At 70.8% G+C, this 12,496-nt stretch carries 9 protein-coding genes and 1 tRNA gene; 4 read left to right on the forward strand and 6 right to left on the reverse strand.

Going from position 1 to position 12,496, the window contains the following annotated elements; translation table 11 throughout:
• Nucleotides 1–8 precede the first annotated feature (8 nt).
• The 6 genes from ACFWHU_RS11500 to ACFWHU_RS11525 form a co-directional block, all read right to left on the reverse strand.
• The gene (locus ACFWHU_RS11500) at nt 9–800 is read right to left on the reverse strand and encodes an ABC transporter ATP-binding protein (RefSeq protein WP_387224703.1); all 792 of its coding nucleotides are present in this window, start codon (nt 798–800) and stop codon (nt 9–11) included.
• Complete coding sequence (locus tag ACFWHU_RS11505) at nt 797–2,902, reverse strand: branched-chain amino acid ABC transporter permease (RefSeq protein ID WP_385801741.1); 2,106 nt, start codon at nt 2,900–2,902, stop codon at nt 797–799. Before ACFWHU_RS11505 ends, ACFWHU_RS11500 begins: the two co-directional genes overlap by 4 nt.
• Nucleotide 2,903: 1 nt before the next feature.
• On the reverse strand, nt 2,904–4,109 hold the full coding sequence (locus tag ACFWHU_RS11510; RefSeq protein ID WP_385801739.1) for an ABC transporter substrate-binding protein: 1,206 nt from the start codon (nt 4,107–4,109) through the stop codon (nt 2,904–2,906).
• A gap of 98 nt (nt 4,110–4,207) precedes the next feature.
• Complete coding sequence (locus ACFWHU_RS11515; RefSeq protein WP_078075084.1) at nt 4,208–4,615, reverse strand: roadblock/LC7 domain-containing protein; 408 nt, start codon at nt 4,613–4,615, stop codon at nt 4,208–4,210.
• On the reverse strand, nt 4,612–7,098 hold the full coding sequence (locus tag ACFWHU_RS11520; RefSeq protein ID WP_387224704.1) for a nitrate- and nitrite sensing domain-containing protein: 2,487 nt from the start codon (nt 7,096–7,098) through the stop codon (nt 4,612–4,614). The genes ACFWHU_RS11515 and ACFWHU_RS11520 overlap by 4 nt, the downstream gene beginning before the upstream one ends.
• 769 nt (nt 7,099–7,867) lie before the next feature.
• Nucleotides 7,868–7,939: transfer RNA gene (locus tag ACFWHU_RS11525), tRNA-Arg, on the reverse strand.
• Between the two features lie 173 nt (nt 7,940–8,112).
• On the opposite strand from ACFWHU_RS11525, the gene ACFWHU_RS11530 reads away from it, so the two are divergent.
• The 4 genes from ACFWHU_RS11530 to ACFWHU_RS11545 all read left to right on the forward strand — a co-directional run bounded on the left by ACFWHU_RS11530 (nt 8,113) and on the right by ACFWHU_RS11545 (nt 12,494).
• A complete protein-coding gene (locus ACFWHU_RS11530) occupies nt 8,113–8,556 on the forward strand; it encodes a response regulator (protein ID WP_385801735.1) in 444 nt (147 codons plus the stop codon).
• Between the two features lie 89 nt (nt 8,557–8,645).
• A complete protein-coding gene (gene nrtL / locus ACFWHU_RS11535) occupies nt 8,646–9,644 on the forward strand; it encodes an ArgS-related anticodon-binding protein NrtL (RefSeq protein WP_387224705.1) in 999 nt (332 codons plus the stop codon).
• A gap of 52 nt (nt 9,645–9,696) precedes the next feature.
• Nucleotides 9,697–11,088, forward strand: a complete 1,392-nt coding sequence (gene lysA, locus ACFWHU_RS11540; protein ID WP_385801732.1) for a diaminopimelate decarboxylase — start codon at nt 9,697–9,699, stop codon at nt 11,086–11,088.
• A 95-nt stretch (nt 11,089–11,183) separates the two neighbouring features.
• The gene (locus ACFWHU_RS11545; protein WP_385801730.1) at nt 11,184–12,494 is read left to right on the forward strand and encodes a homoserine dehydrogenase; all 1,311 of its coding nucleotides are present in this window, start codon (nt 11,184–11,186) and stop codon (nt 12,492–12,494) included.
• Nucleotides 12,495–12,496: the final 2 nt, after the last annotated feature.

The following is a 12,496-nucleotide window of genomic DNA, read 5'->3' on the forward strand; positions in this document are numbered from 1 at the left end:
GTGGTCGGTCACCCTCTCGCTTCTGCTGTGTCGCGGACGCCCGTCGCGTGGTACGCGTCGCGGACCTCCGGATGGGCGAGCGCCTCGGCGGTGGGGCCGGTGATCAGGACCCGTCCGGCGGCCAACACGGTGACCGTGTCGGCGAGTTCGGCGACGACCTCGACGTGGTGCTCCACGAGGATGACGGCCACGCTGTCCGGGAGACCGTGCAGGATCGTGAGCAGTCGGCCGATGTCGCCGTCGGTCAGTCCGGCGGCGGGCTCGTCGAGCAGCATCAGCCGCGGGTCGCCCGCGAGGGCCGCCGCGAGGTCGAGCATGCGGCGCTGGCCGTGGGACAGGTCGGCGGCCGGCCTGCGCGCGGAATCGGCGAGGCCGACGGCCTCCAGGTGCCGCTCGGCGGACTCGGCGTGCTGCCGGTAGCGGGACGGCCTTCGCCATGCGCCCCGGCGCAGCGGGTGATGCCGCCAGCCGGCCAGCACGATGTTGTCGAGGACCGTCAACTCGCCTATGACGGAAGGCTGTTGAAAGCTGCGGGCGATACCGAGACGGCTGCGCTTGGCGGTGGCCGTACGGGTGATGTCGGCGCCGCCGAGGGCGATGGTGCCGTGGTCGGGACGGTCGGTACCGGCGATGAGGTTGAGCAGGGTGGTCTTGCCCGCGCCGTTGGGCCCGATGACGGCGTGCCGTGCTCCGGCGGGGAGCTGGAGGCTCACGTCGTCGACGGCCGTGAGACTCCCGTACCGCCGGACGAGGTTCTTCAGGTCCAGTACCGGCGCCGTGGGTGGCGTGCTGGCTGTCATGGGGCGACCTTCCCGGCCGGGGCGCTGTCGTGGTCGGACGGGGGCCGATCGGCCTTGGCGGCTGCCCGCCCGCCGGAACCGGGCCCGCCGCGCAGCCCGGCCAGACCGCGCGGGAGCAGATAGACGGCGGCGACGAACAGCACGCCGAGCAGCAGATGGCCGTGGCCGGGCCATGAACTGGCCACCCAGTCACGGGTGATGACGATGAGTCCGGCGCCGATCAGGGCGCCGACCACGGATGTGTTGCCGCCGATGACGGCCGCCAGCAGCGCGAACGCCGCGATCTCGAATCCGACGTCGGCGGGGGAGAGGTACTGCTGCACGGTGACCATGACCGAGCCGCCGACCCCGGCGAGCGCGCCGGCGCCGATGTGCGCCATCAGCAGATAGCGCCCGACGGGGTGGCCGGAGGCGCGCATGCGTGCCTCGGCGTTACGGGTGCCGGTCAGCAGTTTTCCGGCGGGGGAGCGCAGCACGAGCAGGGTGACGGCGACGGCGACGACCGCGACGGCGAGCGCGTAGTTGTAGACCTCGCTCTCGTCGACCATCCCCTCACCGCCCCAGAGTGCCTGCGTGGGCGGGAAGCCGACGAGGCCGTCGGCGCCGCCGGTGACGGACTTGAGCTGGTTGATGGCGGCGCTCGCCAGCTCGCCGATGGCGAGAGTGATCATCAGGACCGTGGTCCCACGGGCCCGGATCACCGCGGGCCCCGTCACCAGGGAGAACAGCGCGGCGGCGATCGCCGCGACGACGATCTGGACCGGGCCGACCGTCCAGCCGGCGTCGGCGAGATTCGCGGTGGCGTACGCGCCGACGGCGAACGGCGCCGTCTGGCCCAGCGTCGGCAGCCCGGCATAGCCGGTCAGGATGGTGACGCTGACCGCGAGCAGCCCGAGAGCGAGCGCGGAGCCGGCCAGCGAGATGGTGTACGCGTCGAGCAGCGTCGGCAGGGCGATGAGTACGCCGAGCAGGACGAGGAGCGGAGCGGCCTGGCGTACCCGCGAGGCGAGGTCGCCGTCGGCGCCGCCGCCCCGAAGCAGCCACGGCAGCCGCCCGCGGCTCCCGGACCCGCTCTCTGCCGCCTTGCCGGCGACAGCGATGCCATCGGCGCCCGGACCGGACCGGACCGGGGCCGTTTCGCCGGCACCCGCTCCACGCCCCTTGAACGACGCGGAGAGCCGTCGCCGCAGCCACTCGACCGGGTCCGCGCCACCGTCCCCGCCGCCGTGCGCCCCCGATGTCGCCGGTTCGGTGAACTGGGAGCGCAGGATCAGTACGGCGGCCATGGCCGCGAACAGCAGGTACGGGGCCCAGTCCGGCGCCACCGAGACACCGAGCGTCTGTACCTCGCCGACGGCGATCGCCGCGAACAGCGTCGTCCACAGCGACCGCAGCCCGCCCAGCACGACCACCACGAGCGAGAGCATCAGCACGGTGTCGGCCGTGCCGGCGCCCGGCCCGATGATGGGCGCGCCGAGCACTCCGGCGGCCCCCGCCAGCGCCCCGGCGGCGGCCAGCACGCCGGTGTGCACCGCGCGGGGGCTGTGCCCGGTGGTGGCCAGCATCTGCGGGTCGTCCGCGGAGGCCCGTACCGCCGCGCCCACGCGGGTGCGGGTGAGCACCCACGTACCGAACGCCGCGAGCAGGACCGCCATGAGGATGAAGCAGAGCCGGTACGCGGGGTACCGGTGGCCCAGCAGCGTCACCGAGGAGTCGAGCGCCTCGGGGACGCGTACCGGTAGCTCGTCGGCCCCGAAGAACTCGATGAGCAGATTGCCGCCGATCAGGGCGAGCCCGAACGTCAGCAGTGCTTGCGCGAGATGCCCACGACGGGCCAGGGGGATCGTCGCGGCGGACAGACCGGCCCCGGCGGCGGCAGCCGCCGCGGTCCCGGCCGCCAGTCCGACGGCGAGTCCGCCCCAGGTCCCGTCGCTCAACTCGGCACCGGTATAGGCGCCGATCGCGTACAGCGTGCCGTGTGACAGGTTCAGCACGCCCGCGGTGCCGAAGGCGAGACTCAGGCCGGCGGCGACGACGAACAGCAGCAGCCCGTAGGCCACGCCGTCCACCGCCGGCACGAAGTGGGCATCAAGGATATTCATCTCAGCTGCCGAGGGTCGCCAGGTCCTGGACCATGACGTTGGCCAGCTGGTCACCGTCCTTGCGCACCTGGCGCAGGTACCACTGCTGCACCGGCGAGTGCGCCTTGTCGCCGAACTCCCAGGCGCCGCGCGGGCTGTCGATCTGGCCGAGACCGCCGATGGCGTTGTTGATGGTCTCCCGCGTCACGTCGCCCTTCTTGGCGGCGTCGCCGATCGCCTGGTCCAGCACGGCGGCCGCGTCGTACGAGGCCATCGCGTAGGTCGTCGGCTGGGTGTCGTGCTTGGCGGTCCAGTCGGCGGCGAACTTACGGTTGGCCTCGTTGTCGAGGTCGGCCGCGTAGTTCAGGACCGAGTAGACGTCCTTCGCCGCGTCACCCTGGGCCTGGAGCACACTGCCCTCGGTGACGAAGGCCGTGTACAGCGGCAGATCGGCGACATCGGACTGCGCGTACTGCTTGGCGAAGTCGATGGCCGCCTTACCGGCGTAGAAGCAGTACACCGCCTTCGCGTCCGTCTTGGCGATGTCGGCGAAGTACGGCATGAAGTTCGTGGTCTTCGGGAACGGCGTCCACTTCGTCTCGCCGTCCGGGTTGGCGAGCTTGCCGCCGACCTTCTTGAACTCGTCCGTAAAGCCGCGCAGTTCGTCGTAGCCACCCTGGTAGTCGGGGCCGATCGCGTAGACCGGGCCGTCGACCTTCTCCTTGACGTACGGGGCGATGGCCGCGCCCGGCTCGTCGGAGAGGAAGCTCGTCGTCCAGAGGTACTTCATGTCCTTGACGGGCGGACGGCCGTTGGACCCGAGCAGCGGGACCTTGGCCTGGTTGATCAGCGGCATCACCGCGTTGACCGAACCACCGCTGACGAGACCGGTCAGCGCGTCGACCTTGTCCTTCTTGACCAGCTTGGTGGCCGCGGGAACGGCGGTCGGCGGACCGTCGCCCTCGTCCGCCACGATCAGCTCGACCTCACGGCCGCCCAGCTTGTTGTCATGCGTCGCCAGGTACAGCTCGAAGCCCTTGCGCAGCTCCGTGCCGACCGGCTCATAGGTGCCTGACAGTGACGCCACCAGGCCGACCTTCACAGTGTCGTCGCCGGCGCCGCTGTCGCCGCTGCACCCGGTGACGGCTGCCAGGCCGAGTGCGAGGGCGGCTGCGCCGACCGGCCGGACTCTGCGGCGGCCACGCGGTATGGATATGTCGAAGAACATGAGGGCTCTCATCGGGATGGAGGAAAAAACGGACTGAATGAGCGGAAGAGCACGTACGGCAAACGAACCGAACGGTGGGGCCTGCAACGACCCGGACGTCAGCGGGAGGGCTGGGCGTCCGCGTCGCGGATCTGGGGGGTCAGGGAGTCGCCGACCTGGTTGATCAGCTCGGACATCATGTAGCTGACCTCGCCGATGTCCGCGTCCCTGGTGGTCGTCACCAGCAGCGACGCGCCGCTGGAAACGGCCATCGAGAACATGTAACCGCCCTCCATGGCGGTCAGGCTGTGCTCGACGGGGTCGGTGTTCGTCAACTGGGCAGCGGCGGAGAGCAGGTTGACGACACCCGATGCGATGGCCGCCAGCCGGTCGGCGTCGTCACGCTCCACCCCGGTGTAGGCCAGGGCGAGTCCGTCGACGGACACGGCTATCGCCTGCGTGACCTCCGGGATACGCCCGGCGAAACCGCTGAGGATCCAGCTGAGGTCGTTGGGTGAGGTCGTCATTTTTTGCTCCGTTGGGTGTCGTCGTCGGTGGCGGAGCGCCCGCGGTGGCCCGTGCTCCTGTTGATCCCCTGGGCGTAGGCCGCCAGGACGTCAGAGACCTGCCGGGAGTCCCGACGGCGGGGCGACGGCTTGGGGGCGGCGCCGGATCGCTGCTCGCCGTCGCGTTTGCCCAGGGTGGGCCACTGCTTGGGCGTGTTGCGCTGCCGCAGTGGCAGTCCCGAGGAGCTGACTCCGGCGATACGGGAGACCGGCTCCGCGTGGACGGGGTGCTGGGAAGGCGCGTTGGAGCGCTCGCGTTCGTCGGCCGGGGAACCCTTGGTCCCGTCGGAACCCCTTGAGCCGTCGGAACCCCTCGATCCGTCGCGGGAGGACCCGGCGGAGCCGCTGTCCCCTCCCGGGTTGTAGTCGCCCGCCGCGGCGGCGTCGCCGTTCCTGCCGATGCCGTTTTGGCCGCCCGGAGCACCCGGAGCACCCGGAGCGCCCGCCCCGGCCGGCTGCCGGCGGAGCGGACCCGGCCCGGTGATCGGACGCGGAGCCTCGTAGCGCACGCCCGGACGCTCACCGGGCGAGCCCTGCGCGGGCGGCGTGGTCTCCTGCGGAGCCGCCGCCAGCACGTTCGCGGGCAGGGTGACCTCGGCGATCGTGCCCGGTCCCGAGGAGTCGCGCAGTTCGACGACGATGCCGTGCCGGGCGGCGAGCCGCGCCACCACGTGCAGACCCATGGACCGCACGTCGCCGATGCCGGACTTCGGCTCCAGCAGACCCTTGTTGAGGTTGGCGCGCCGTTCGGCGGTGATGCCCACACCCTCGTCGACGATCTGTACGACCGCCCGGTCCCACAGCCGCCAGACCGCGACACCGACCTGCTTGTCCGGGGGCGAGAAGCGCGTCGCGTTGTCCAGGAGTTCGGCCAGGATGTGCGCCACGTCGTGGACCACACGAGCGGCGATGCCGATGCCCGACTCGATGACACCGAGGGAGACCCGGTCGAAGCGCTCGATCTGCTGCGCGGCGGCCACGATCACCGTCGAGCAGGAGATGTCGGCGGACCGCACCCGGCCGTGCCCGTAACCACCCAGCACCAGAAGGTTGTTGGTGTTGCGCTCCATTCGGATGGCGAGGTGGTCGAGCGCGAACAGGGTCTTCATGCGCTCGGGGTCGGCCTCGTCGCGCTGCACCGTGTCCAGTTCGGACACCATGACGGTGGTCAACTGCGCGCCCCTGCGGGCGACACCGACCAGCGTCTCGGCGAACTGTTCGTGGATGTGGGCCTGTTGGGCCGCCAGACGGACGGCTTCGTGGTGAACGGCGTTGAACGCCTCACCGACCTCGCCGATCTCGTCAAGACCCGTGGTCTTCACCGGGTTGCCGGACCGCTCGGCGACCTGCTCGGGAGTGGCACCGCTGAGCGCACCGGGCTGGGACAGCTCCGTCATGACGCGCGGCAGACCCGTGTGCGCCACCTCGTGAGCGGCGTTGCGCAGGTCCCGCAGCCGGCGGATCATCACGCGGCCGAGCCGGATGGCGACGACGACCGCGCTGATGAGCGTGAGCAGCACCAGCGCCACCTCGGCGCCGGCCAGCCAGGCGAGCGAGGTGCGCGTCTCGGTGACCGTCTTGAGCACGGACTCGTCGATACGGCTCTCGACCGACCGCAGGATCGCCTGCCGGTCGGCCGTCGCCTGCTGCCACTTCTTGGGAGTGACGGTGAGTTCCTTGTCCGGCGCGGTGCGGGCGACCTGGTCCTCGAGCCGGCGTGCCTCAAGGGCCTTCGGACCGGAGAGCGTGCGCTCGAGCCAGGTCCGCCACTGCGCCGGGCCCAGGTCGAACAGGGCGCCGGTCGCTTCGGTGTAGCCGATCCTGGTGGCCTCGAAGGTCCGCTTGGACGCCTCGGTGAAACCACCCGTGGCCTGCGCCTTCATGACCGCGACCTGCTGCTGGCCCATGTGCTCGGAGGCCCGCGACAGTGCCGCGGCGGCGCGGATCCGGTCGGCGACGTCGGCGTCGACACCGTCGGCCTGGGCGATGCCGTCGCGGTAGTCGATCAGGTCCGCGATCACGATCCGGTAGCCGAACGTCAGAGCCGTGACAGTGCTCCCTCCGGAGCGCACCTGGGCGCGCAGGGAAGGCATTTCATCGATGAAGCGATCGATCCGATCCAGAGCGGCCTGCGCGGTGCCCGGAACGGACGACAAGCTGCCGATCTGTGAACGGAATTGGGCGACACTCTTGTCCGTCGCGTTGGAGGTTTCGCGGAACGAGTCCGTATCTCCCTGGGTGGATACCAGCGCGGTGGCCGCTGCCCGCTCGCGCTGCAAGTGATGGGTCAACTCGCTTACGGACGAAGCGACATCGACCATGGTCGTGAGGCGATTGGCCTGGAGTGCCTGGTTGGTTGCGGGAGCGAGGGCCAGCACCGCGAAGGTGACGGCCACTACGAGAGGCACGGTGACCAGCAGGACGAGGCGACGATTGATTTTCACTGCGCGGCTCCATCGCCGGAACCGGTGCTGAGTATCGGTGACACGCAGATACCTATTAACGGGTTGGGGGGTGTCGGTGGGGATCGCGAGTAGATCGTGTGCAACGTTACGGAAGGGACTGGCGAGGCCCCCGTGGCGCGGCTTGATCCTATGCCGTAGCACCTCGTTACGGATGCGTACATCCTCGAAAAATGCAGGTGCCTAACAGGCCACGAACGATCCAACTCGGCCACAATCAACGCCCGATGGACCCATCGGAACCGTAAACGGAATCACCGAATCGTTTCAACTTCCCCGTACTTGCCCAGCCCACAGGCACTTCGCGCCCCTCTTGTCGCCAACCACCGGAATGTTCATGGGTACTTCGGCGTGGCGACTTGACTGGAGGCGCGGACATCGGAATGTCGTTGCCGAAGGGTTAGATCATCAGACCTGAACAGGCGTGCCAAGGGCGGCATTTCGGTCACAACCGCACACCCGGCGGGCTTCTCCACAGCACGTTCACTCATGTGACGGCTCGTCAACACGTCATCCGCACACGGAGGGTGGTGGGTGAGCGATCCGGACCGGCGCCCCCGAAGTCGCCCGCCGGATTCGTGCGCCGACACACCGACACACAGACACCCACGACCGGGCCCGTCCACGTACACCGGAAAGGACCACGGGTCCGTTCCGGTGTCCGGCATCGGCCAGTGGCCGCACATGACAACAGGCCCCCCGATCAGACGCGCGGTCTGAAGGGAAGGCCTGTTCGGCACCTGGAATACGGTGCCCCCGGCAGGATTCGAACCTGCGCACCCGGCTCCGGAGGCCGATGCTCTATCCCCTGAGCTACGGGGGCGTGTCGCCGTGGACCTTGGCGACGGGTGAAACCTTACCAGCCCCCGTGGGGTCGTCGTGAACAGGTATTTGGCGTGAGGCGTCGCGCCGGGCGGGTCGCGGCCGGTCCCCCACGCGGGGGGAGAAGTGGGGAAAACCCGGACGTGGCCCCGGAGGCCGACCTACTCTCGAGTTGTGTCAGGCGCGTCAGGCCGTGTGCTCGTTGTCGACGACAACAGGGTCATCCGGCAGTTGATCAGGGTCAACCTGGAGCTGGAGGGCTTCGAGGTCGTGACCGCGGCCGATGGTGCCGAGTGTCTGGACGTCGTCCACCAGGTCAGGCCCGATGTGATCACCCTCGACGTCGTCATGCCGCGCCTCGACGGGATCCGCACCGCCGCCCGACTGCGGGCCGATCCACTGACCTCGCACCTGCCCCTCGCGATCATCAGCGCCTGTACGCGGTACGAGGTGGAGACCGGCATCGTCGCGGGCGTGGACGCCTTCCTCGCCAAGCCGTTCGAGCCCGCCGACCTCATCAGGGTCGTACGACAGCTGATGCGCCGGGAGGGCCCGTCCCTGGACGACAGGTACGAGGCGTGGCGCGCCGGCAGTACACCCGGAAGCGCGCGCGGCTGACGGCGCCGCGGGCCGGCCTGACCCGTGGCGGTGCCCGTATCGCGAAACCGGTTCGCGAAGACGCCCCCCTCCTCCCATACGCTGGTCCCGTGACCCCCGCCGACCTCTCCCGGACCGTGCTGCGCGCCCTGCGCCGCGCGGTCGACGAGGGTGTCCTGGCCGGGCCCGTACCGGACAGCGTCCAGGTCGGGCGCCCCGGCCCCGGCGGCAGCGGCGACTACGCGACCTCCGTCGCGCTGCGGCTCGCGGGCCCCGCCCGGCGCAGCCCCCGCGACATCGCGGAGATCCTCCGCGCCGAGATCCTGCGTTCCACCCCGGACCTCTCCCGCGTCGACGTCACGGGACCCGGCTTCCTGAACTTCACGCTCGCCCCCGGCAGCCGCGCCGAAGTCGTCCGCGCCGTCCTCGACGCCGGGATCGAGTACGGGCACGGGGACGCCCTCGCCGGCACCACCGTGATCCTCGCCCCCGCCGGCGAACTCCGCGCGGCCGTGCGGACAGAGACCGTCCTGCGGCTGCTGCGCGCGCAGGGCGCCGACGCCCGCACCGGCGCCGACGCGACCGAGCGGCTGACGGTGCGGCCGGTGTCCGCCACCCTCGCGGGCGACCTGTTCGCCCGCCTCGGCACCGACGCCGCCCGCTGGGGTCTGCTGCGGCCCGCGGCCCACGACGCGGCCGCGACCGGCGACGACCTTCTCCTCCAGCACGAGAGCAACCCCCTCTTCACGGTGCGCTACGCCCACGCCCGTACCCGCGCCCTCCTGCGTAACGCCGCCGGTCTCGGCATCCCGAGAGGCGACGGCGACACCTACGAACCTGGGGCCCGCGCCCTTCTCGACAGCATCGGCGACCACCCCGGCGCACTCGCCGCCGCCGCCCGCCACCGCGCCCCCGACCGGGTCGCCCGGCATCTCGAACGCACCGCGGAGGCGTTCCTGCACTTCCAGGAGACCTGCCGCCCGCTGCCCGTCGGCGACGAGAAACCCTCGGCCGCCCACCGGTCCCGGCTCGCACTCGCCGAAGCCGCCGGGACGGTGCTGGCCGGTGGCCTCACCCTCCTCGGTATCGACGCGCCCGAACACCTCTGATGCGGACCGCCCAGTCGGACGCATCCGACGTAACCAAGAGAGCAAGAAGACGATGAGCCGTTCCGCCCACCCCGCCGGGCCCCGCTACGCCGACGTGCACACCGAGGGCCACTACACCCCGCCGCCCGCCGACCTCAACACGCTGGACGACAAGATCTGGTCGCGTACGGTCAGCCGCGACGAGGACGGTGTCGCCACCGTCGCGGGTCTGCCGGTGACCCGGCTCGCCGAGGAGTTCGGCACCCCCGCGTACTTCCTCGACGAGGCCGACTTCCGCGCCCGCTGCCGCGCCTGGGCCGACGCCTTCGGCAAGGACGCCGACGTCTTCTACGCGGGCAAGGCGTTCCTGTCCCGCGCCGTCGTCCACTGGCTCAAGGAGGAGGGGCTCAACCTCGACGTCTGCTCCGGCGGCGAGCTGGCCACCGCGCTGGACGCGGGCATGCCCCCCGAGCGCATCGCGCTGCACGGCAACAACAAGTCGGTGCACGAGATCGAGCGCGCCGTCTCCGCGGGCGTCGGGCGCATCGTCCTCGACTCCTTCCAGGAGATGGTGCGCGTCGCGCACATCGCGCAGAGCCTCGGCCGGGTCCAGCCCGTGCAGATCCGGGTCACCGTCGGCGTCGAGGCGCACACCCACGAGTTCATCGCGACCGCCCACGAGGACCAGAAGTTCGGTATCGCGCTGGCCGACGGACAGGCCGCGGAGGCCGTCCGCCGGGCGCTGCGGCTCGACGGCATCGAACTCATCGGCATCCACTCGCACATCGGCTCGCAGATCTTCGACATGGCGGGCTTCGAGGTCTCAGCGCGCCGCGTCGTCGAACTGCTGGCCGCGGTCCGCGACGAGCACGGCGTCGAACTCCCCGAGATCGACCTCGGCGGCGGTCTCGGCATCGCGTACACCCCAGAGGACGACCCGCGCGAGCCGCACGAGATCGCCAAGTCGCTGACCGCGATCGTCACCCGTGAGTGCGAGTCCGCTGGCCTGCGCACCCCCCGGATCTCCGTCGAGCCCGGCCGCGCCATCGTCGGCCCGACCGCCTTCACGCTCTACGAGGTCGGCACCATCAAGCCCCTGGAGGGGCTGCGGACGTATGTGAGCGTCGACGGCGGCATGTCGGACAACATCCGCACAGCGTTGTACGACGCCGAGTACAGCGTCGCGCTCGTCTCCCGCCGCTCCGACGCCGAGCCGATGCTGTCGCGCGTCGTCGGCAAGCACTGCGAGAGCGGTGACATCGTCGTACGCGACGCGTTCCTGCCAGCCGACCTGGCGCCCGGGGACCTGATCGCGGTCCCCGCCACCGGCGCGTACTGCCGCTCCATGGCGAGCAACTACAACCACGCGCTGCGCCCGCCCGTCGTCGCCGTCAAGGACGGCGGGGCGCGGGTGATCGTCCGGCGTGAGACGGAGGAAGATCTCCTGCGTCTGGACGTCGGGTAATTGAGATTGACGTCTCGCATGACGGACGGAGGGTAGAAACTTCCGTCCGGTGCGTGAGACTGGTCCACATCGCTGAGAGAGGGAATCGAGGTCGCATGATGCGTACGCGTCCGCTGAAGGTGGCGCTGCTGGGCTGTGGGGTCGTCGGCTCAGAGGTGGCGCGCATCATGGCGACGCACGCCGACGATCTGGCCGCGCGGATCGGCGCGCCCCTGGAACTCGCCGGGGTCGCCGTCCGCCGTCCCTCCAAGGTGCGCGAGGGCATCGACCCCGCCCTGATCACCACGGACGCGACGGCGCTGGTCAAACGGGGCGACATCGACGTCGTCGTCGAGGTCATCGGCGGCATCGAGCCCGCCCGCACGCTGATCACCACGGCCTTCGAGCACGGCGCGTCCGTCGTCTCGGCCAACAAGGCGCTGCTCGCCGAGGACGGCGCGACGCTCTTCGCGGCGGCCGAGAAGCACGGCAAGGACCTCTACTACGAGGCCGCCGTCGCGGGCGCCATCCCGCTGCTGAGGCCGCTGCGGGAATCCCTCGCGGGGGACAAGGTCAACCGCGTCCTCGGCATCGTCAACGGCACCACGAACTTCATCCTCGACCGGATGGACTCCTCGGGCGCCGGCTACTCGGAGGCGCTGGACGAGGCGACGGCGCTCGGTTACGCGGAGGCCGACCCGACCGCCGACGTCGAGGGCTTCGACGCCGCCGCCAAGGCCGCGATCCTCGCCGGGATCGCCTTCCACACCCGCGTACGCCTCGACGACGTCCACCGCGAGGGGCTGACCGAGGTCACCGCCGCCGACATCGCCTCCGCACGGCGCATGGGCTGCACCGTCAAGCTCCTCGCCATCTGCGAGCGCGCCGCCGACGGGAAGTCGGTCACCGCGCGCGTCCATCCGGCGATGATCCCGCTCAGCCACCCGCTCGCCTCCGTGCGCGAGGCGTACAACGCGGTCTTCGTGGAGGCCGAGGCGGCCGGACAGCTGATGTTCTACGGCCCCGGGGCCGGCGGCCCGCCCACCGCGTCCGCCGTGCTCGGCGACCTGGTCGCGGTGTGCCGCAACCGGATCGGCGAGGCGACGGGGCCCGGCGAGTCCGCCTACACGCGGCTGCCGGTCAGCTCCATGGCCGAGGTCGTGACGCGGTACCACATCAGCCTCGACGTGGCCGACAAGCCGGGTGTACTCGCCCAGGTCGCCACGGTCTTCGCCGAGCACGACGTGTCGATCGACACCGTGCGCCAGCAGGGCCGGCTCGACAGTGAAGGACTCGGCGGCGAGGCATCCCTCGTCGTCGTCACCCACCGCGCGCCCGACGCCGCCCTCTCGGGGACCGTCGAAGCGCTGCGCAAGCTCGACACCGTGCGCGGTGTCGCCAGCATCATGCGTGTTGAAGGGGAGTAAGG

Origin of the sequence: Streptomyces sp. NPDC060366 (assembly GCF_042725135.1) — a bacterium.
Classification (GTDB): Bacteria; Actinomycetota; Actinomycetes; order Streptomycetales; family Streptomycetaceae; genus Streptomyces.